This window comes from Comamonas sp. E6 (assembly GCF_001010305.1).
GTDB classification, from domain to species: Bacteria; Pseudomonadota; Gammaproteobacteria; order Burkholderiales; family Burkholderiaceae_C; genus Comamonas; species Comamonas thiooxydans.
The window spans coordinates 1-20,844 of sequence record NZ_BBXH01000024.1; the positions used below are offsets into that span (position 1 = coordinate 1).

The 20,844-nt window shown below is 60.4% G+C and carries 19 protein-coding genes; 7 read left to right on the top strand and 12 right to left on the bottom strand.

Going from position 1 to position 20,844, the window contains the following annotated elements:
• Positions 1 to 894: 894 nt before the first annotated feature.
• Entirely contained in the window at positions 895 to 1,284 is a 390-nt protein-coding gene (locus tag CSE6_RS20015; protein WP_059441289.1) for a hypothetical protein, read from the top strand.
• Positions 1,285 to 1,452: 168 nt separating this feature from the next.
• On the top strand, positions 1,453 to 2,451 hold the full coding sequence (locus tag CSE6_RS20020) for a catalase family peroxidase (RefSeq protein ID WP_193751150.1): 999 nt from the start codon (positions 1,453 to 1,455) through the stop codon (positions 2,449 to 2,451).
• Between the two features lie 181 nt (positions 2,452 to 2,632).
• Here the strand turns inward: CSE6_RS20020 and CSE6_RS20025 are convergent, their stop codons facing one another.
• The 9 genes from CSE6_RS20025 to CSE6_RS20065 form a co-directional block, all read right to left on the bottom strand.
• On the bottom strand, positions 2,633 to 4,360 hold the full coding sequence (locus tag CSE6_RS20025) for a hypothetical protein (protein ID WP_059441291.1): 1,728 nt from the start codon (positions 4,358 to 4,360) through the stop codon (positions 2,633 to 2,635).
• Entirely contained in the window at positions 4,353 to 5,651 is a 1,299-nt protein-coding gene (locus tag CSE6_RS20030) for a site-specific integrase (RefSeq protein ID WP_059441292.1), read from the bottom strand. Before CSE6_RS20030 ends, CSE6_RS20025 begins: the two co-directional genes overlap by 8 nt.
• Before the next feature lie 47 nt (positions 5,652 to 5,698).
• Positions 5,699 to 6,124: a thioesterase family protein gene (locus CSE6_RS20035; protein ID WP_059441325.1), complete on the bottom strand. Its 426-nt coding sequence runs from the start codon at positions 6,122 to 6,124 to the stop codon at positions 5,699 to 5,701.
• A gap of 23 nt (positions 6,125 to 6,147) precedes the next feature.
• Entirely contained in the window at positions 6,148 to 6,285 is a 138-nt protein-coding gene (locus CSE6_RS20040) for a hypothetical protein (RefSeq protein ID WP_238585748.1), read from the bottom strand.
• A 7-nt stretch (positions 6,286 to 6,292) separates the two neighbouring features.
• Entirely contained in the window at positions 6,293 to 7,486 is a 1,194-nt protein-coding gene (locus tag CSE6_RS20045) for a pyridoxal phosphate-dependent aminotransferase (protein ID WP_187771854.1), read from the bottom strand.
• Between the two features lie 207 nt (positions 7,487 to 7,693).
• Positions 7,694 to 8,230, bottom strand: coding sequence for a transcription antitermination factor NusB (nusB, locus tag CSE6_RS20050; RefSeq protein ID WP_003063915.1), 537 nt, complete (start codon positions 8,228 to 8,230; stop codon positions 7,694 to 7,696).
• Positions 8,223 to 8,696 (bottom strand): 6,7-dimethyl-8-ribityllumazine synthase, encoded by a 474-nt coding sequence (gene ribH / locus CSE6_RS20055; protein WP_003063913.1) that lies wholly within the window; start codon positions 8,694 to 8,696, stop codon positions 8,223 to 8,225. Before ribH ends, nusB begins: the two co-directional genes overlap by 8 nt.
• A gap of 15 nt (positions 8,697 to 8,711) precedes the next feature.
• On the bottom strand, positions 8,712 to 9,833 hold the full coding sequence (ribBA, locus tag CSE6_RS20060; RefSeq protein ID WP_003063911.1) for a bifunctional 3,4-dihydroxy-2-butanone-4-phosphate synthase/GTP cyclohydrolase II: 1,122 nt from the start codon (positions 9,831 to 9,833) through the stop codon (positions 8,712 to 8,714).
• A 306-nt stretch (positions 9,834 to 10,139) separates the two neighbouring features.
• Positions 10,140 to 10,445, bottom strand: coding sequence for a 2Fe-2S iron-sulfur cluster-binding protein (locus tag CSE6_RS20065; protein WP_012839207.1), 306 nt, complete (start codon positions 10,443 to 10,445; stop codon positions 10,140 to 10,142).
• 553 nt (positions 10,446 to 10,998) lie between these two features.
• Between CSE6_RS20065 and CSE6_RS20070 the strand changes: the two genes are divergently transcribed.
• From CSE6_RS20070 to CSE6_RS20080, 3 genes are all read left to right on the top strand, one after another.
• Complete coding sequence (locus tag CSE6_RS20070) at positions 10,999 to 11,910, top strand: SDR family NAD(P)-dependent oxidoreductase (RefSeq protein ID WP_034405817.1); 912 nt, start codon at positions 10,999 to 11,001, stop codon at positions 11,908 to 11,910.
• Between the two features lie 317 nt (positions 11,911 to 12,227).
• Positions 12,228 to 13,754: a glutamate--cysteine ligase gene (gene gshA / locus CSE6_RS20075; RefSeq protein ID WP_034391903.1), complete on the top strand. Its 1,527-nt coding sequence runs from the start codon at positions 12,228 to 12,230 to the stop codon at positions 13,752 to 13,754.
• A 157-nt stretch (positions 13,755 to 13,911) separates the two neighbouring features.
• Positions 13,912 to 15,567, top strand: a complete 1,656-nt coding sequence (locus CSE6_RS20080) for a methyl-accepting chemotaxis protein (protein ID WP_238585749.1) — start codon at positions 13,912 to 13,914, stop codon at positions 15,565 to 15,567.
• Between the two features lie 17 nt (positions 15,568 to 15,584).
• Here the strand turns inward: CSE6_RS20080 and CSE6_RS20085 are convergent, their stop codons facing one another.
• Positions 15,585 to 15,803, bottom strand: coding sequence for an oxidoreductase-like domain-containing protein (locus CSE6_RS20085; RefSeq protein ID WP_080746229.1), 219 nt, complete (start codon positions 15,801 to 15,803; stop codon positions 15,585 to 15,587).
• A complete protein-coding gene (locus CSE6_RS20090) occupies positions 15,800 to 16,024 on the bottom strand; it encodes a hypothetical protein (RefSeq protein WP_003063898.1) in 225 nt (74 codons plus the stop codon). Before CSE6_RS20090 ends, CSE6_RS20085 begins: the two co-directional genes overlap by 4 nt.
• 123 nt (positions 16,025 to 16,147) lie before the next feature.
• Between CSE6_RS20090 and ylqF the strand changes: the two genes are divergently transcribed.
• Complete coding sequence (ylqF, locus tag CSE6_RS20095) at positions 16,148 to 17,101, top strand: ribosome biogenesis GTPase YlqF (RefSeq protein ID WP_034359425.1); 954 nt, start codon at positions 16,148 to 16,150, stop codon at positions 17,099 to 17,101.
• 161 nt (positions 17,102 to 17,262) lie between these two features.
• Positions 17,263 to 19,548 (top strand): bifunctional diguanylate cyclase/phosphodiesterase, encoded by a 2,286-nt coding sequence (locus tag CSE6_RS20100; protein ID WP_059441294.1) that lies wholly within the window; start codon positions 17,263 to 17,265, stop codon positions 19,546 to 19,548.
• A gap of 64 nt (positions 19,549 to 19,612) precedes the next feature.
• Here CSE6_RS20100 and CSE6_RS20105 read toward each other — a convergent pair whose 3' ends face one another.
• A complete protein-coding gene (locus CSE6_RS20105) occupies positions 19,613 to 20,809 on the bottom strand; it encodes a M20 aminoacylase family protein (RefSeq protein ID WP_034359420.1) in 1,197 nt (398 codons plus the stop codon).
• Positions 20,810 to 20,844: the final 35 nt, after the last annotated feature.

Below are 20,844 nucleotides of genomic sequence, written 5' to 3' on the forward strand. Positions count from 1 at the left end.
GATGGCTCGAATGTTCGCCACAGCCGCCGCTTCACTACAGCGCATGCCAGTTGCCTTGCTACTTTCATGTAGCCTGCGTTGCCAACAGAAGTATCTGCTGTTACTGACCTGCAGCACGGCGTACGACATAGCTACGGGATATACGGCCTTCATTTGGTAGATCTCAGGCGTGTCTCGCAGCACATCTGGGCGAAGTACGCCGCCGCTTTTTTGCGATATATCGCTCCATGCGCAACCGTGCGTTCTCTGCCTGTAGGCGAGCTATCTCCATTTGCTGTGGAGTGACCTTGGGCTGAGTGGCATCACTGCAGGCTCCATCAAGCTGACCCACGGCCGCTTGCCTGACCCCGTTAGACAAACTGGCTTTGGGGAATACCCAGGACCTTACCCACTACAGCCGTGGACTGCCCTTGCTGCACCTGCCTGACGGACTCCAACTTGAACTCTTGCGTGTATTGCGCACGCACTTGCTTTGATGTCGTCTCTTGGTTCCTTACCGAGATTCTGTTCAAAGCTAAGAACTACAGTTTTCGGGGGTAAGGTCAATTCGTAGAAGCAGAAAATCCAGCAGCCCCCGCCTTTGGGCATAGCAACGTTCAGCATTGTTCGCACTCGCAGAAGAACTGGTAGGCATCGATCGGCATGGTCTCATGCTTGACATGGCCGCAGTGCGAGCAGGTCAGCACCGACTCCAGTGTGTGCATGGGCCCTGTAGGGCCGATATGCAGGGCCTTCCCGACGAGCGCAGGCCTTGGCGGCACTCTACAACCAAGTAGACCATCCGGTGGATCGGCAAGGCCGACGATGCAGGCAGGGTCAAATAAATATGATTTCCCATGGAATAAACCGCCTAGTTGGCCTGTTTACTGCAGGTCAACCCCAAGGAGAACCTCCATGACCCGCCTCGCAACCTTTTCCATCCTCGGCTCGGTGCTGCTGGCCGCCTGCACCATGGCGCCCAAGACCCAGGCAGAGGCCCCGGCCAGCGCTATGAACGGTGTGCTGGTCGGCCCCAACCAGATGACGCTGTATGTCTTTGACAAGGATGCCGCAGGCTCCGGCAAGAGCGTATGCAACGGCGGTTGCGCCACCAACTGGCCGCCGCTGCTGGTGGCCGCGAGCGCTGCCGCCAGCAGCGACTGGAGCGTGGTGAGCCGCGATGACGGCGGCAAGCAGTGGGCCTACAAAGGCCGTCCGCTTTACTTCTGGAGCAAGGATGCCAAGCCCGGCGACAAGACGGGCGATGGCTTTCTCAACAACGCTTGGCACGCCGCCAAGCCCTGAAGGTTCTGTGGTCTTACGCTGCGGCGCTGGATGGGTGCCGCAGCGCTGATCCCCACCGCAACAGGATAGACACGCACGCATGAGGAGCCAATGGTATTGGTTCCGAAGGCTATGTACGGTCTGCAGGAAGCGCCAGCGCTGTAGACCCAATCCAAGACAAGAGAATCTATGACACGCAGGAAAATGAATTTCGTTATGGTCAGTGTGATGGCATTGCCACCAATGTTCTCGCAGGCGGCCGAGCCGGAAGTGACGGCACCGCAGGTGGTCCAGGCGCTCGAGGGCACCTTTGGTGTCCATCAGGGAGAGCGCCGGAATCACACCAAGGGGACGTGTGCGAGTGGTGAATTCATCGGTACTGCCGAAGCGGAAAAGTACTCGCGCTCCGCACTGTTCTCCGGCAAGGCCGTACCGGTGGTTGCACGCTTCTCTCTGGCCGGCGGCAATCCTCATGCGCCAGACGTAGCGAAGAGCCCGCGCGGCATGGCGCTGCAGTTCAAGCTGCCGCAGGGGCAGTTGCACCAGATGTCCATGCTGAACACGCCGATGTTCGGCGCGGCTAGCCCGAAGACCTTCCTGGACCTGACGCTGGCCCAGCGCCCCGATCCCGCCACCGGCAAGCCCGACCCGGAAAAGCTCAAAGCCTTCAAGGCGGCCCATCCAGATAACCTGGCGCAGGCGCAGTACCTGGCGGGCCACAACCCGCCCGACAGCTATGCCCACAGCGCTTACTTCGGCATTCACACCTTCAAGTTCATCGACATCCATGACAAGGTGACGCCGGTGCGCTGGCGCTTCGTGCCGCAAGGCGGCGAGAGGCCTTTGAGCGATAAGGCATTGAAGACAGTCGGCGCCGACTTTCTGGAAAAGGGCTTGATTGATGCCACGGCGAAGCAGCCAGTCCGCTGGGACATGCTGGTGGCCGTGGGGCAGCCGGGCGACCCGCGGGACGATCCGACGCAGCCCTGGCCGGTAGAGCGGCCCGAGTTCAAGGCCGGCACGTTGACCATCACCAGCGCATCGCCCCAGAAAGGCGCTGCGTGCGAGACGGTCAATTTCGACCCCATGGTCATGGCCGACGGCATTGCGCCAACCAATGATCCAGTGCTTCGATTCCGTTCGCAAGCCTATGCCGTGTCTTTTGGCAAGCGGTTGAGCGGCCAGTGAATATGCACCACCAGTCAGCTCCTTGAGTGCAAGGTGTCCTGGTAGAGGGGGGAGGCTCGTCCACCGGTATTGGCAATTTGCGCAGACGTTGGCCACAGCTCTCCATTGAGCCGGTCACGACGAGCAGACTGGTCAGCCGCAACCGGCGTAGGTGGTCAACTCAACCGGAGTCCGCATCCGATTACAAACTCTCGATCATCCAGGCCCAGGTCGGGTGGTAGCGACCTTCCTCGATGCGAAGCAGTGCTTCCTGAACCCATTCACCGCGTTGAGGACTTGAATTCTTGATGTAGTTCACCTTGGCAGTTATTCTTTCAATGGCAATTTCGGCAGGGTGCTTTGGCACGGCCTTCCTAGGTTCAACTGGCGCTTGAGCTCCGAGTTCAAAAGATTTGAGTAAGCGAAAGCTTGCCAATGACCACACATGATCGAAGCTGTCGATTTCCCGTAGGTGTTTGCAGAACAAGCATCCGGTGGGAGTCAGGCAATCTGGCTGAGTCGCAGGAGCCGGTTTGTTTGCAATGGGCTCTGGGGTCTTTCCCAGACATGTGCCTATCCCGACGGCCGCCTGGGCCGGGTCATACTGCGCCCAAAAGTTTTTGATTTGTACCATGGCCCGCTGTAGGCTTGGCTTCTCGTACACGCTCAGCAGTGTCTTAACGGCATGCTGTTTCTCGTTTGCGGTAAGGTCAGGGTCCTGCGTACGTCGAAGTAGCCAGTTGACGTTAGTCTGGCGTAGTGCACTGGGAGGAAGGTATTTGATGCCCGCCCGTACGCAAGCATTTTTGAGGTTGTTAAACATCGGGTGCTTTTCCGGATGGCGGGTGGTTTGCTTGCCGCCATGGCCAAGTAAGGGAAAGAGCAGCCCATTCGGGTCGTCGGGGAAGATGGCAGTTCGCCACTTCAAATAACGCTCGAAGACCTGACGATATTGGGAGTAGATTTCGAACACCACCGGCCCCCATCGGCGATGCTTGTATGTGCGAATTTCGTATCCATGGGTGGATGGCTTGTATCGCCATTGATCCATGCGTAATTGATGTGTCTGTGCCAAGTTCACTGCTGGTTGTCCCATAAGCATGAACATCTCAGCTTGAATGCGTAGGTTGATGAGAGGGTAACGTGTCCGGAAGGTGGTTTCAGCTGTCCATTTAGCGCGTTTCTGCGCTGACTTTTTGGCGAGGAATTTTGTCTGATTAGGGTATTTGGGGTTGGGAGGCTTTAGGGTCTCGGAGCGCTTCAATCCCGACCATTCCTCTAGTGCGATGCCATTGCGCAGTTGGATGCGAACTGGTATTGGTCCCCAGATGGCATCCACATGCAACGCGTCTGCAATATCCAGCAGAAAATGTCCTAGAGCGAAGGTCTCTTCTAGGTTTTGTTTGTCTGCTTGGGGGCGGACTGCGCGGGGAGTACGCTTGGGTAAGCTCAGGCGAGTTGTCTTGACGATGGGGATGCTACGTTCCAAAACGCGATCTAGCGCCCATCCTGCCACGGAGCCGTAGCTATAGGCGGTCCTCTCGGACAGATCATTTTTGATCCGTACGCGATGTAGGAGCCAGTCGGTCCAGTGTAGGTAACTGGACTCAATGGATGCCAAGCTGAGTTCTTTATTGTTTTCGTCTGCCCAGCGAAAAAGTAACGTCAATTTATCGATTACGCTCCTCACTGTTTCTCGTCTGCTGCCGCGATCAAGGTAGTTTGAAAGAACTTCATGGATTTGGTGCACGAGCTCAATGCGCTCCATCAAGGGCTGGCCAAGCTGGCCTGATGTAATCTTGGTTGTGACCGTTCTGACGTTGGCTTTTGAGCCACCCTTGTAAATCCAACGCACCAAGTCCCATGGTGTTTCATACTTCCCAAAGGTCATGTTGGGAAAAATCAGTCCTGATAGGTTCTGCTCAAACATGATCGCTACCAAGTCGCGTGCTCAACCCCAGGAACGCCTGTGTAAACTCATTGGCCACCTTGATCTTGATGGGGGTTTGATCGACAAATTTGATATATCGTAGTGTGGTCTCAACATCCTTGTGTAGCATGGCATCGCAGACGAAGGTAAGGACTGCCTTGACATTGAAGCCGTGCTCTAGCAGGGTTGATGTCAACCAAGTACCAAAAGTCGCTCGTGTCATGTGAAAGTGAAAGTGCTTGGAGAACTTCAATCCTGCATCTGTTGCCTTGCGTCGAAGGTCCACCATGGCGCGATCAATCGCTGTGCCTGAGTCGGATTCACGATCAGCGTAGCGGTTTCCGTAGCGTGTCAGGAAGACGAGATCCTTGTGTTCCGGAGGGGCCAGCGTCTCGCGCTTGAGCCGATTCGTGTCAGTTACGTAATCCTGCAATGCTTGGAACAACCAATCCGGCACTACGATGCTCCCTCGTACATCGAACTTTGTGGCCACATGAGGCTTATGACCAGGTCCTACTGCCAGATAGATCAAGCCCGGAGTTGAAGGGTCGGCTGTCGCATTTTCGAGCGTTCCACGTTTTAAATCAGTGATGGTCTCGATGCGAGCTCCGGAATAAAAGCCAAGTTGGAGCATTAAATGAAGTTCGCGGCTGGCATGTTCCTCTTGCGAAGTGAAGGCCAGTAGCTCGAGCATTTGTTCTCCAGTGAGCGGGGTAAGCCCGTCTTCTAGTTGCAACCCGTGCCGAGCTCGATTGGGGATGGCCAAGTCCGTGCTTGAAAGCCGCATTGTGCGCTCGAAACCGTGGGCATCGTGAAAGCGATGGAGAATCTGCCGCTCTTGCCATAGCGGCGCATCCTTTCCAATCAAATCATAGGTCCGGACGTGGCGGTAGAAATGAATTGTCGCGTTCATCCGGTGGGTGGCAGTAGATGGCGCCAGCAACCCATACTTGTCGCGCAGTTCCATCAAATGTTTGCGCCAGCGGATAAGCACTCTGTCTCGCTCAAGCATCGGAAAGTGACGCCAATCTACCTCCTCGGACTCAAGCCATCCTGCATATTTGTGCAGGTGCCGCAGATTGGATTGAACCGTCTTGATATCGATCTTGCCGGATGTGGCACGCTCATGAGCCCATAAATTGGCCTCTAACCATGGTGTTCCATCGCACCAGAAAAGTTGGGGCAACTTCTTGATAGGACGGCATGCGGTGTCGCGCGCCCAGGCCACTTGGCCATCCATCCCAACGATAGGACGATGTGGGATGTAGTGAATCAACTCAAGCGAGGCCATCAGCAGGCTCCTACATGCTGTTTTCTCCGCTCTGATTATGGGGCTGATTAGTTAAAAGCTTGCTCAATCTCTGCCGGGAACTCAGGTCGGCCTCGCGAATTCAACGCGGTCCCCGTCACAACCGCGCTCAACATCAGCCGGTTGTCTGGAAGTCGATGGATGTACTGCTTGAAAAGAAAGCGGATTCTTCCGCTGCGCTCTAGGGCTGTGTGAACGACGAAAGAGTCTCCGCTAAGGAGTGAACCCCTGTAGTCAACCTCAATGCGGGTTATGACCAAGCTAATGCCTCGTTTGGAAAGCTCCCCGAACTTGAGGCCCTTGGTGGCAAGCAGTTCATGTCGAGCATGCTCTAGGTAGTTGAGATAGACCGCGTTGTTCACAACGTGATCCATGTCGCATTCGTAGTCTCGAACCTTCAGTTCCAGCTCCAAGAAGTGCGGGAAGGTCTCTGGGGTGGGGATGGATGATTGCATGTCCATAGGTTAACGACACGCTGTTACGGTGTCCATGCCGTCAACACGCGCGTATCGGTGTCTTCCCAGTAAACGCGTATCGGGAATGTGAACACCCCGGCTGCGGCGGCTTGCATGGCATCGGCCCCGTCAGGCAAAGGCGCTGGTTGGCTCTGCATCATCACGGATTCAGCAGAAGAGCTTTTTCATGCGAGCAATGGCTTCCTGCAGCTGCTCCATGGAGTTGGCGGTGGAAAAGCGCACATAGTTCGCCGTCTCGGCCTGACCGAAGTCGCGGCCGGGGGTGATGGCCAGGTGAGCCTGGTTCATCAGCGCATAGGCAAAATCCCAGCTGCCCTTGACGCCGAGCTTCTCGGCGGCAGCGCGGCAGTCGGCCCAGGCGTAGAAAGCGCCGTCGGGCTTGACGGGCACGGGCAGGCCTATCGATTCGAGAGCCGGGATGAAGTAGTCGCGGCGGGCCTTGAACTCGGCGCGGCGGCGCTCGTATTCGGCAATGCTCTCGGGCTCGAAGCAGGCGAGGGCCGCATATTGCGATACGGTGCTGGCACAGATGAACAGATGCTGGGCCAGCATCTCTATGGGCGCGACCAGCGACTCGGGCACGACCATCCAGCCCAGGCGCCAGCCCGTCATATTGAAGTATTTGCTAAAGCTGTTGATGGAGATGATGTCATCGCCCAGCTTCAGGGCCGATTGGCCAAAGGCTTCGTCGTAGGACAGGCCCAGATAGATTTCGTCGACGATGGTCAACCCGCCTTTGGCGCGCACGACGTCGTGGATGCGGCGCAGCTCATCGGGAGCAATCGAAGTGCCCGTGGGGTTGGACGGCGAGGCCAGCATCACGCCGCGTGTGCGCTCGCTCCAGGCGGCTTCGACCTTGGCGGCGCTGAGCTGGAAGCGCTCCGCCGCCGAGGAGGGGATGAGCACCGGCTTGCCCTCGGCCGCCGAGACAAAGTGGCGGTTGCAGGGGTAGCTGGGATCGGGCATCAGCACCTCGTCGCCCTCGTCGATCAGCGCCAGACAGGCCAGCTGCAGCGCGGCCGAGGCGCCGGCCGTGATGATGATGCGGCGCGCCGGCACGTCCATGCCGAAGCGGCTGGCGTACCAGGCGCTGATGCGCTCGCGCAGCTCGGGCAGGCCTGGTGCCTGGGTATATTGCGTGCGACCGTCGCGAATGGCGCGCTCTGCCGCTTGCTGCACCAGAGGCGGGGCGCTGAAGTCCGGCTCGCCAATGTTCAGATAGATCATGGGCGTGCCGCTGGCGCTGGACTGGCGGGCCACTTCCTGCGCGTGCTTGGCCATTTCCATGACGTAAAAAGGCTCGATACGTTGGGCGCGGCGGGAAAGCTCAATGACGGACATGGACGACGTTATTCTTTCAATCAATCAGCGTTCGGGTGCAGTCTGGTGCCGGAGGATGCAGCCGGTACAGCAGCCTGGCACCCATAAAAAAACTGCAACCAGCCAGCCGGTGCACGATAGCACCTGCGGCCCTGTTGCAGTATTTGCATTGACTATGCATGTGGCGCCAGCAGGGCCGCGCAGGCACGGCGCTGCAGATCAAGCGGTTCAGCTCGCAGACTTGTTGGCGCGGTCATGCGCCACTTCGGTGGCGCGCAGCTCGGGAGCCAGTCCGTTGAGCACGGCGTTGACATACTTGTGACCGTCGGTGCCGCCGAATTCCTTGGCCAGCTCGATGCACTCGTTGAGCACCACGCGCCAGGGCACGTCGGGGCAGTTCTGGAACTCGTACACACCAATCCACATGCAGGCATGTTCGATGGGCGAGATCTCGGTCAGGCCGCGATCGAGCTTGGGCGTGATCAGTGCATCCAGTGCAGCTTCGTTTTCCACGCAGCCGCGCAGCAGTGCATCGTAGTGCACCACGTCGGCCTTGTGAAAGCCGGCCAGATCGCGCGTGAAGCGGTCGATGTCGAGCACCGCATTGCGGCCCACGATGTGCTGATACAGGCCTTGCAGTGCGAACTCGCGTGCGCGGCTGCGATTGGATTTGGAGCCCGCCTTGCGTGCGCCGGTGCTGGTCAGGCCGGTGCGCTTCTGGGGAGGGCGGCGCGAGCCGGACTCGCTGGATTGTTCTTCACTCATGATCGTCGTAGGAGTTGAGCAGATTGGCCATTTCCACGGCGACCTGGGCGGCGTCGCGGCCCTTGTCTACCTGGCGGGCAATGGCTTGCTCCATGTTTTCAGTGGTGATGATCGCGTTGGCGATCGGCAGGCGGTAGTCCAGGGACAGGCGTGTCACGCCTGCGCCCGATTCGTTGGCTACCAGCTCGAAGTGGTATGTCTCCCCACGGATGATGCAGCCCAGCGCCACCAGGGCGTCGTACTGATCGGTGTCGGCCAGTGTCTGCAGCGCCACGGGCACTTCGAGTGCGCCGGGGACGGTGACATGGTCGATGTTCTCGCTCTTCACACCCAATGCCAGCAGCTCATCGCGGCAGGAGGCAAACAGGGTGTTGGTAATGCTTTCGTTGAAGCGTGCTTGCACGATGCCGATCTTCAGTTCGGCTCCGTTGAGGTTCTGGCCTTGGCCTTTTTCTGCGTTTTGCATCTGGTGTTCCGTCTCTTATTCTTTGGGGATGTAGCCCGTGATTTCCAGGCCGTAGCCTGCCATGCTGGGCATGCGGCGGGGCTGGCCCATGAGGTGCATCTTGCTCACGCCCAACTCGCGCAGGATTTGCGCGCCCACGCCATAGGTGCGCAGGTCCATGCGGCCACGCTCTGGCGCCTGGGCAGAACGGGCCTTGCCTTCGAACTGGGTCAGCAACTGCTCGCCGGACTCGCTGCAGTTGAGCAGCACGGCCACGCCTTGGCCATTGCCGTTGATGTACTTGAGGCTTTCGTCCAGGCACCAGGAATGCTGGTTGCGGCCGGTTTCGAGCGCATCGAGCACCGACAGCGGCTCGTGCACGCGCACGGGCACGGTGGTGTCGGGCTGCCATTCGCCCTTGACCAGTGCCAGATGCACGGAGCCGCTGGGCACGTCGCGGAAGGCATGGGCGATGAATTCGCCATGGGCCGTCTGCATGGGGCGGCTGCCCACTTTCTGCAGCAGGGATTCGTTGCGGCTGCGGTATTCGATGAGGTCGGCAATCGTGCCGATCTTGATACCGTGCTCGGCACAGAACAGCTGCAGATCGGGCAGGCGGGCCATGGTGCCGTCGTCCTTCATGATCTCGCAGATCACGGCCGAGGGCGTGCAGCCTGCCAGCGCGGCCAGATCGCAACCAGCCTCGGTATGGCCGGCGCGCATGAGCACGCCGCCGTCCACGGCCTGCAGCGGGAAGATATGGCCGGGCTGCACCAGATCGCTGGGCTGGCTGTTCTTGTTCACGGCCACCTGGATGGTACGTGCACGGTCGGCGGCCGAGATGCCGGTGGTCACGCCTTCGGCGGCTTCGATGGAAATGGTGAAGGCCGTGCTGTACACGGTGCCGTTGCGCGCGGCCATGGGAGGCAGCTTGAGGAATTCGCAGCGCTCGCGGGTCAGCGTCAGGCAGATCAGGCCACGGCCGAAGCGGGCCATGAAGTTGATGGCTTCTGCTGTGACATGGTCGGATGCCAGAACCAGATCGCCTTCGTTCTCACGGTCTTCTTCGTCAACGAGAACGACCATGCGGCCGGCACGCATTTCCGCCACGATTTCTTCGACGGGCGAGATGGGCACAGGTTGGAGGGAGCTGTTCATGGAATGCCTTCTTGGACGTGAACTGGATGCGATGCACTGCAGTCGGCGGCTGGCGCATGACACGCACCAGTGAGGCATTGCCGACGCCGCCATGGGCGCAGGCAGGACTTCCAAAGAACGTGTGAGGCGGGAGGCCGCCTGGGCGGAGCCGCTTTCTGCAGGACAAGGCCTTGCGGAAAGCGCTCATTCTATTGCAGAGCGGGCTTTGAGCGCGCAAGCCGACCCTGAAACCATGATGCAGTGCAAGAACCGGATGCAGTTCCAAGGCGTGGCATCCGGCAAGAGCCGCCCCGCCGCTCAGGGGGCTTACAAATACTCATGATCCTTGAGCACCACATCGCTGTCGGGATAGGCACAGCAGGGCAGCACATAGCCTTCGGCCTGCTCTTCGGTCGTCACACCCGGCCACTCGATGTCGTAGTGCACGCTGCCCGACACCAACTGCCCCATGCAGGTGCGGCAGGTGCCGTTGCGGCAGGAGCTGGGCCAGTTCACGCCGCCGCTCTCCAGCGAGTCCAGCAGGGACTGGTCGGCCCAGGCGTCAACCTGCTGGCCGCTGGGCTCGCACTTGGCGATGAAGAAGGGAGGGGCAAAAGCAGAGTCGTTGGACATGAGGCGCTGTAGTGATTCTTTGCAAAACCCGTTGTTTTAGCCGGTTTGCCAAGGCCGTGGGCCCGGTGCGGATTGCCTGTTTTTTCAGCGCTGAAAAATGAACCTTTTGAAATCAATGACTTGCCTGACTTATTCATGGGGCGGTGGCAGTTGTTCACAAGGATGTCCAGCGTAGGACGGGATAAGTGGCTGGTTGTCGGATAGGAGCTGATCAAAAAATAGGCGGTTTGAAAAATTCTATATAAATCAAATACTTGAGCAATTGTTGCAAAAGATATTCAGGCTTGTCCACAGGCTTGTTGAGAAAAATTGGGGAAAAGCCGTCGCTTGTGGATGACTGATTTTTTTGCTATTGAAAGAAGAGCTTATAGCGAATACAGATTTTGAAATTTGAATAGTTTTAATATTGAAACCAAGTGATTTTCTGCGGTAAAAGCTCCCGGATTGATAGCATTCTCCAGACTTACCCGCAGGCAGTCGCAAACGCTACGCTGCGCTGCAGCATGGGCGCTTAAAGTGGCTGCATCAATGCACAAGCAAGGAGCAGCACATCATGGCAATGGATTTTCAAGGTCGTGTGGCCATCGTGACGGGAGCGGGCGGCGGTCTGGGGCGTCTGCATGCGCTGGCTCTGGCCAGGCGCGGTGCCAAGGTGGTGGTCAACGATCTGGGCGGCGCGGTGGACGGCTCGGGCGGTTCGGCCACGGCGGCGCAGCAGGTAGTGGATGAAATCCGCGCTGCGGGCGGCGAGGCGATTGCCAACGCGGCCTCCGTGACCGACTTCGACGCCGTGCAGGCCATGGTCAAGCAGGCCATCACGGCCTGGGGGCGCGTGGACATTCTGGTCAACAACGCCGGCATTCTGCGCGACAAGAGCTTTGCCAAGATGGACATGGCGGACTTCCGTCTGGTCGTCGACGTGCACCTGATGGGCGCGGCCAATTGCTGCAAGGCGGTCTGGCCCTATATGCAGGAGCAGAACTATGGCCGCATCGTGATGACGACTTCGTCCACGGGCCTCTACGGCAATTTCGGCCAGGCCAACTATGGCGCGGCCAAGCTGGCCCAGGTGGGCCTGATGCAGACGCTGGCCATCGAAGGGGCCAAACACAATATCCGGGTCAACGCGCTGGCCCCCACGGCGGCCACACGCATGACAGCGGGTCTGCTGCCCGAGCCGGTGCTGGAAGCCTTGAAGCCGGAGGCTGTGGTGCCTGCCATGCTGGTGCTGGCGCACGAGAGCGCGCCCACGCGCACCATTATCTGCGCCGGCGCAGGCGGTTTCGAGGCCGCTCATATCACCATGACCGAAGGCGTTTATCTGGGCATGGGTGAGACCGTTCCCGAAGAGTTGGCCGCGCGTCTGGCTGAAGTCACGGCCAGCGAAGGCCAGCAGGTGCCGGCCAGTGGCGCCGTCCAGGGACAGGTGGAAGTGGGCAAGGCCATGAAAGCGCATGGACATTGATCAAGGCCAAAGTCGCAGCATTTTTTGCCCTGCACGAGCGGCAAGAGCGGCAGGCGATTGCGATTAGCACAGCTGAAAAAAGCCCTCTCGCGAGGGCTTTTTCTGTTTTGGAGTGAGCATGTGCTCATGTTTGGGTTGCTGTTAACCTGACAAATTTCTGGCAGAGGCCCTGGCTCTTGGCGGCTCAACAGGCCGAAAAACGTGGTTAAGCGGCCAGCCGCCATCGCGTTGCGTCTTGTTTCTCTATCATTCGCCGTCTGGGCGCGATTGGGCAGACGAAGTTTGTCGTCAGCGTCTTCACTAAGAAGGTAAGAACAATGAAGACATCGCAGGCCGCCGTGAATATGCCCACCGCCGAAAGGCTGCTGGGCATTCGTCGCGGCATCGAGAAAGAGGGACTGCGGGCACTGGCCACGGGCTCGCTGGCCCTGACGCCGCACCCGGCGGAACTGGGCTCGGCTCTCACGCACCCGCACATCACCACCGATTACAGCGAGTCCCAGCTGGAACTCATCACCGGCGCACGCCTGGGTGTCGAGGAATGCCTGGACGAGCTGACCGAAGTCCATCAGTTCGTGCTGCGCAACCTCAGCGAAAGCGGCGAGCTGATGTGGAATTCCAGCATGCCCTGCCGCCTGCCCACCGACGAGACGATTCCGCTGGGCCGCTATGGCAGCTCGCACTCGGGCCGTTCCAAGAGTGTGTACCGCATGGGTCTGGGCCACCGCTATGGCCGTCGCATGCAGACCATCTCGGGGATTCATTACAACTGGTCGCTGCCCGGAGTGAGCAGCGACCAGTACTTTGCGCTGATCCGCAACTTCCGCCGCAACGCCTTTGTGCTGCTGTATCTGTATGGCGCCTCTCCCGCGCTGTGTCCCTGCTTTGTGGAAGGGCGCGAGCATCGCCTGCAGCCGCTGGGCGACGGCAGGCATGCGCTGTACCTGCCCTATGCCACATCGCTGCGCATGGGGCGCCTGGGCTATCAGAGCGACGCGCAGTCCAGCATCAATGTCAGCTACAACGGACTCGACGGCTATGCGGACTCGCTGCATGAGGCGCTGACCCGTCCTTACCCGGCCTACGAGCAACTGGGCGTGCGCAACCCCGGTGGCGACTACAACCAGCTGGGCACGGGCCTGCTGCAGATCGAGAACGAGTTCTACGGCACCATCCGTCCCAAGCGCACCGTCAAGAGCGGCGAGCGCCCGCTGCACGCGCTGCGCGAGCGCGGTGTGGAATATGTGGAAGTGCGGCTCATGGATATCGATCCCTATGAAACCGTGGGCATTGCGCCGGCCACCATGCGCATGATCGACGTCTTCCTGCTGCACTGCCTACACAGCGACAGCCCCGACGACACGCCCCAGGAAATTGCCGACCTCAAGCACAACCAGCATCTGGCTGCGGAACAGGGCCGCGAGCCGGGCCTGAAGCTGGTGCGCAACGGCCAGCAGGTGCTGCTGACCGACTGGGCACAGGAAGTGCTCGAGCAATGCCGTCCCTATGCCCAGGCGCTGGATGCTGCTCATGGCACAAGCGACTACAGCGCTGCGCTGGATCAGGCCCTGGCCCGCGTGCAGGATGCGCAGTCCACGCCTTCGGCCCATGTGCTCAAGGAGCTCACCAGCGCCTATGACAATCGTTTCATAGACTTCATGACCACGCAGTCCGCCAAGGCGCGCGATGCCTTGCTGGCCATGCCCTGGACGGCCGAGCAGCAGGCGCGCTACGAGCGGATGAGCCAGGAGTCGGTGACCGCGCAGCAAGCCATCGAGGCTGCCGACACCGTGACGTTCGAAGAGTGGCGCCAGCGCTATATGGATCCAGCCAGCCTGCTGTAATTCTTGGAATTTGATAGCTGGGAGCGCTTGCAATCTCTGGGTTGCAGGCGCTTTTTTATTGCATTAGGTGCTGCGGCTGTCACGTCACTGTCATCTGTGTTTCATATCGTAACGATCAGCGGAGCACTGCGCTTCGCGCTTGATCGGCGGTGTGCTCATGTTGTTGAAGAAATTCCAGAACCTTTCGGTGGCTCGCAAGATGTGGGCCTTGTTCCTGGGGCTGTTGCTGTGCAATGTGCTGGTGGCAGGCGGCCTGTTCAGCTATCTGCAGAATGTGGAGCAGCGGGTCAGCGCCGCTGTTCAGGCCACGGACAAGCGCATCAATCTTGCGCTGCGCTGGCAGGCGCTGACGCTGCAGAGCGTGGAGGCTGCGCTGGCCAGCGTGCTCTCTTCGGAAGAGCATCTGATTGCTCAGCTCTCGCAGAAAGCTCGCGGGCTGATGCAACAGGCTGGTGGTCTGCAGCAACAGGTGCAGGCCGATGCTCAGAGCGAAGTCGATCGAAGCGGCCTGGCCAGGGTGGAGCAGGAACGCAAGGCAGTGCTCGATATCTACGAGCAGGCCTATCAGGCGCGTGATCTGGGCAAGGCCTGGGAGGCGCAGAAGCTGGTGGACGAACAACTGATTCCCGCTTCCAGGCGCTATGTCCAGGCGCAGGATGCCTTTATCGAGGCTCAGCAGCAGCAGCGTCTGGACGCCGAGCAGCATGGGCGCGAGCAAACCGCCATCGCCAAGCGTATGGCCATGGGTGTGGGCTTGTTCATGGGCCTGGTGGGGGCGTTGCTGTCGTTGACGACGATTCGCTCCATCACCACGCCCTTGAGCGAGGCGGTGCAGCTGGCGCAGACCATTGCGGCGGGCGATCTCAGCTATGCACCACCGGCGACGGGGCGCGGCGACGAGCTGGGTCGGCTCATGCAGTCGCTGGCGCTGATGACTAGGCAGTTGCGCGGCCTGGTAGGCGAGGTGCAGGGTGGTGTGGAGGCCGTGGCTGCCGCATCCAGCCAGATGGCGCAGGACAACAGCGATCTCTCCGATCGCACAGCCCACGCTGCAGAGCAACTCAAGGCCACGGTCAGCAGCATAGAAAACATGGTCACCCTGGTCACCCATTCGGCCGACAGTGCGCGCCATGCCGACCAGAGTGCGCGCAGTGCCGCCGAGGCGGCGGCCAGCGGAGGCAGCGTGGTGCAGGAGGTGGTTCGCAATATGGAGCACATGGCGCAAAGCAGCCAGCAGGTGGCTGCCATTGTGGGGGTGATTGACGGCATTGCCTTCCAGACCAATATCCTGGCGCTGAATGCCGCCGTGGAAGCGGCGCGGGCAGGCACTCAGGGCCGTGGCTTTGCGGTGGTGGCGGCCGAGGTACGCGAGCTGGCCCAGCGCAGTGCCGAAGCGGCTAAGCAGATCCGCCAGCTCATGGAGCACTCCACCAAACAGATGAAGTCGGGACAGACATTGGCGCTGCAGGCCGGCCAGCGCATGGAGCATATCGTGCGCGATGTGCGCACGGTCAGCGGTCTGATCGCCTCGATCACCGAGGCGGCACAGGCCCAGAACCAGGGTATCGCCCAGATCAGCGAGGCGGTGCAGGCACTGGACCATATGACCAGCCAGAACGCGGGTCTGGTGGCCGAATCCAGCGCAGCAGCGCGCGAGCTATTCCATCAGGCGCAAAGGCTGGAGGCAGGGGCGGGGCGCTTCCGTATTGACTATCAAGCGCTGGATAACGAGATCGCCGATATCGAGGTGGACGTCATGGAAAAAGAAGTCCATGTGCCTCGCCTGGCTGCGCTGGAAGCCGAAATGGCATGAGTCCCGTGTAGCGGGTTTCAGGCCTCGGTCATGGCTTGGGCCGCATCCTCCAGCCAGAAAGTCAGCGCGCCGTAATAGCCTTCCCAGACGCAGCCGTTGCAGCCGCGCCCGCAGCAACTCGTGGGCTCGGGCGGCGGCTGGCGCAGCGTCACCGCCGCTGCTGCTGCGCGCTGCTGCCACAGCGCAATCTGGCTGCGCGCCTGTGTCAGCGGCTGCAGCAGGGCTGTGTCGCTCATTTCTTGAAGCGAACCCAGAGAAACTGGGCGATGAAGGCCAGACCCAGCACCAGAGCAAACCAGCCCACGATATGGGACTGGGCAAACAGCTGGGCAATACCGCTTTCAGGCTTGAACACAGGGGCCAGCAAGATGATGATGCCGATCAGTGCAATCGTCAGGCCCTTGATCAGAATTTCGTTGCGGGCTTTGGACTTTTGGGGGGCGGAGGGCAAGGGCATAAGCGAGCTGGCAGGTCAGAAAAGCAGAGGGAGATTATCCTTGCGCGCCTGAATTCACTGACATAAAAGGGTGTTTGCGCCCATTGCGTGCTCGCACCCTGCAAAAAAGAAAGATCTCCGCTTATGGCCATCCAATGGTTTCCCGGTCACATGCATCTGACGCGTCAGGCCATCACGGAGCGCGTCAAGGAAATCGATGTGGTCATCGAGGTTCTGGATGCGCGCTTGCCCGGCTCCAGCGCCAACCCCTTGCTGCAGGAGATGACGGGCCACAAGCCGCGCCTGAAGATACTCAACAAGCAGGATATGGCCGATCCGGTCCAGACCAAGGCCTGGATGGACTGGTACAACGCCCAGAGCGAGACGCGCGCCATTGCGCTGGACGCCTCGGAACCTGCTCCCACCAAGCGTCTGATCGAGCAGTGCAAGCTGCTGGCGCCCTCGCGTGGCGGTCTGGCCAAGCCCATGCGGGTGCTGATCTGCGGCGTGCCCAATGTGGGCAAGTCCACGCTGATCAACTCCATGAGCGGCAAGACCCAGGCCAAGACCGGTAATGAGGCCGGTGTGACCAAGCTGGAGCAGCGCATCGTGCTGGCCGACGACTTCTACCTCTGGGACACGCCCGGCATGCTGTGGCCGCGCATCATCGTGGAGAAAAGCGGCTACAACCTGGCGGCCAGCGGTGCCGTGGGGCGCAATGCCTACGACGAAGACCTGGTGGCGCTGGAGCTGCTTTTGTATCTGCAAAAGCACTACGCTTCCATGCTGGAGGCGCGCTACAAGCTGGGCATTTCGGCCGATGAAATTGCGGCGTTGCATGATGACGAGCTGCTGACAATGATCGGCAAAAAGCGTGGCGCCGTGATGAGTGGCGGCCGCGTGAACCTGCAAAAGGCGGCCGAGCTGGTGCTGACCGACTTCCGTGATGTGAGCATTGGCCGCATCACGCTGGAGACTCCGGCCGAATTCGAGGTCTGGCTTGCCGAGGGCCAGCAAAAAGATGCGGAGCGCCAGGCCAGGAAAGATGCACAGACCAAGGCACGCCGAAGCGCGCGGCGGCAGCAGCAGCAGCGTTAGGCTGCAGGCGACAAGCCTGATGCGGCCAGGCCAGGCCTTGCATGCACTCAAGCCGGGCAGGCCGTGCGTCTGGGCTTTCAAGACCTGGCTCGCCGGACGATTGAACTAATTGGCAACTGCCCCTAGCATTCATCATTCAGTCTGAATGCCAAAGGGCTTGCATGCAGCGTCACTTCGTTGAGGCCAGATACCGGTTGCCCATGCGCCGCATGGTGTGGCTGGGCTGTCTCTGGATGTGGGTCCTGGGCGCTGCAATGAGTCTGGTCTGGTTGCTGATGCCGGCGATGGACGACATGGATCTGGCGCTGTCCGGCGGCGTCATGCTGCTGTCGCTGCTGTGCATGGGCCTGGCCAAGGCCAGGCAGTGGGTCTGGGCCGTGTCCTGCTTTGTCTGGGGCAACTGGCTGTTGAGCTTGCTCTGGGTCTGGCACATGGGAGGGCTTTATGGGCCGGCCGTGATGGCATTTCCTGCCTGGCTGGCTGTTGCGCTCTGGGTGCAGGGCACGCGTGCCGCCCTGACGATGCTGGGGCTATCCTCCATCGTCGTTTCTGCCCTATGGTGGCTGGCTCCTCATATCGGCACGCCGTTTGCAGCTCTATCGGCAGCCGAGCATCTGCTGGCGATGGTTCATTTGCTGGGCATGATGATGCTGGTGCTCATCATTTGCTTGCAGGCAAGAGCCAGCCTGGGGCGGCGCGTGCAGAAAAGCCAGGAGATGCTGGCCGCACTGGAGGCCAGCCAGAACGAGTTGCGCAAGTTCTATCGGGCGGTCGAGCAGAACCCCGAGAGCATCGTCATCACCGATCCCGAGCTGAAAGTCATCTATGTCAACGAGGCCTTTCTGCTGCGCTCGGGCTATGCGCGCGAGCAGGTGCTCGGCCAGTCTACCGAGCTGGTGTCCACCATGGGCATGGACCGCAGTCACCGCCAGCGCGCGCTCAAGCAATTGGCCAAGGGCACGCTATGGCGTGGCGAGATGACCAATCGCACGAGCAAGGGTGAGGCCTTGCGGGAGTCGGTGCTGGTGACGCCGATTCGCACGCCTCAGGGAGAGGTCGTCAATTATGTGGAGCTCAAGCGCGATCTCTCCGAGCGCGTTCTGGCCGAGCGCCGTATCCACGACCTGGTCTACCTGGACTCGCTCACGGGGCTGCCCAACCGCCATTCGCTGACCTTGCATCTGCGCGAACTGGCCCTGGTTCGGCAGGATGCCAGCCATGGATTGCTGCTGCTGGACGTAGATCGCTTTTCCGTCTTCAACGATGTGCATGGCATGCAGCACAGCGACGAGCTGGTGCAGGCCATGGGGGCCAGGCTGGTCGAGGTTCTGCCTGACGATGCCTGGATTGCGCGTGTTGCGGCTGCGGAGTTTGCTATTGTTTTTGATAGCCTACACAAGCATGCCGAAGGTGTGGAAGAGCAGCTGCAGCAGTATGCGCAGACCTTGAAGAAGGCCTTGCAAAAGCCGTTTTCTCTCAACAGCTGGGTGGAAACCGAGTTTGTCAGCTGCTGCATTGGCGGTGCCGTGCTGGAGCCGGCCATCAAAGGCGGCAACAGCCATGACGTGCTGCGCTTTGCCAGCGTGGCCTTGCATGAGGCCAAGCTGGGCGGTCCGGGCAGCGTGGTGCTGTTCGAGCCGCGCATGGCCCAGGATGTGTATCGGCGCGTGCGCATTGCCAGGGATTTGTACCACGGCATCTCCGACGGGGAGTTGCGTCTGTATCTGCAGAGCCAGACCGATGCGCGCGGTCGCTGCGTGGGTGCCGAGGCGCTGGTGCGCTGGCAGCACCCCGAATGGGGGCTGGTAAGCCCGGGAGAGTTCATTCCGGTGGCCGAGGAGTCCGAGCTCATCGTGCGTCTGGGCGACTGGGTGCTGCGTCAGGCCTGCATGCTGCTGGCCAGGCCGGCCATGGCAGAGCGTGGACTGCGTCTGTCGGTCAACGTCAGCGCTCAGCAATTTGCGCATGACGATTTCATGGCCACGCTGGACAAGGTCTTGAGGGAAACCGGTGCCAATGCTCGCCAGCTGACACTGGAGATCACCGAAGGCACCTTGCTGCGGGATCTGGATCAGGCGCGTCGGCGCATGCTGGCACTGCGTGGCCTGGGCATAGAGATTTCTCTCGATGACTTCGGGACCGGCTATTCCAGTATGTACAGCCTGCAGCACCTGCCGATTCAGGAGCTCAAGATCGACAGAAGCTTTGTCAGCGGCAGCCATCGCTCCGAAAAAGATGCAGCCCTGGTCGAAGCCATGTTGCTGGTGGCGCGGCGCTTGCAACTGCGCGTGGTGGCAGAAGGTGTGGAGCTGTCCGAGCAGGCGCTGCAGTTGACGCAGTGGAACCCGGACATCGTGCTTCAGGGCATGCTGCTCGGCATGCCCATGCCGCAGCAGCGTTGGCTGGTCGAGGTGTTGGGCGAGCCCGATGCCGCTGCCAAGATATAAAAAAGCCCACAACCGTTGCTGGTTGAGGGCTATCAGCTATGAATAGCGTAGTTCTTGGCTGTCGTCAGGCGGCCGGCTGCTCAAAATAGCGACGTGCCAGCAGATCCCAGAATCTGGAGCCGCGACCGATATTGTCATCGTTGAAGTCGTAGGCCGGATTGTGCAGGCTCACGCCGGGCTGGTCGCCCTTGGCATTGCCAATCCAGCCATAGGCGCCGGGGACGGCCTCCAGCATGAAGCCGAAGTCTTCGGAGGTCATGGCGGGCAGCACATCGTCAAAGGCGTTGTCGTCACCGACCACTTCACGCATCACGGCGGCCATGAACTTGGCTTCGCGGGCGTGGTTGGTTGTGTTGGGGTAGGAGCCGGGGCGCAGCGTGAACTCGGCCGTGCACAGATGGGCGGCTGCCACGTGGCTGCTGATGCGTTTGAGGCCTTCGACAAACATCTCGCGCGTTTCCTTCTTCAGGGTGCGCACGGTGCCGGCGATGATGGCGTCATCGGGAATGATGTTTTCCACGGTGCCACTGGTGATCTTGCCCACGGTGAGCACGGCCGAGTCCAGCGGATCGGTGCTGCGCGAGACCAGGGTCTGCAACTGGCTGACGATGGCGCAGGCCACGGGAATCGGGTCCAGCGTGGTGTGGGGCATGGCCGCATGGCCGCCCTTGCCATGGACCCTGATCTGAAAGCGCAGGGTGGAGGCCATGATGGGGCCAACGCGCACGGCCATCTGGCCGGCCGGCAGCGATGGCCAGTTGTGCAGCGCAAACACGGCTTCGCAGGGGAATTTGTCGAACAGGCCGTCATCCATCATGGCCTTGGCGCCAGCGCCTCCTTCTTCGGCTGGCTGGAAGATCAGGTGCACCGTGCCGTCAAAGTCGGGTTGCTGAGCCAGGGTGGTTGCAGCGCCCAGCAGCATGGTGGTGTGGCCGTCGTGGCCGCAGGCATGCATGCGGCCCTTGTTCTGGCTGATGTGCCCGAAGGTGTTGATTTCCGTGACGGGCAGGGCATCCATGTCGGCACGGATGCCGATGCTGCGGCCGGGGTTGTCCTTGCTGCGGCCCTTGCCGTGGATGCTGGCGACAACGCCAGTCTGGCCCAGGCCGCGATGCACGGTCAGGCCCAGGGCCGTGAGGTATGCGGCGACCTTGTCGCCGGTGCGGTGCTCTTCGTATTTGAGCTCAGGATTGGCGTGCAGGTCGCGGCGAAAACTGAGCAGCGTACCGAGGTGAGGAGTGATATCGGGTGTAGATCGCATACAGGGGCCGCGGAGCACCCAGCGCTGTAACTGTC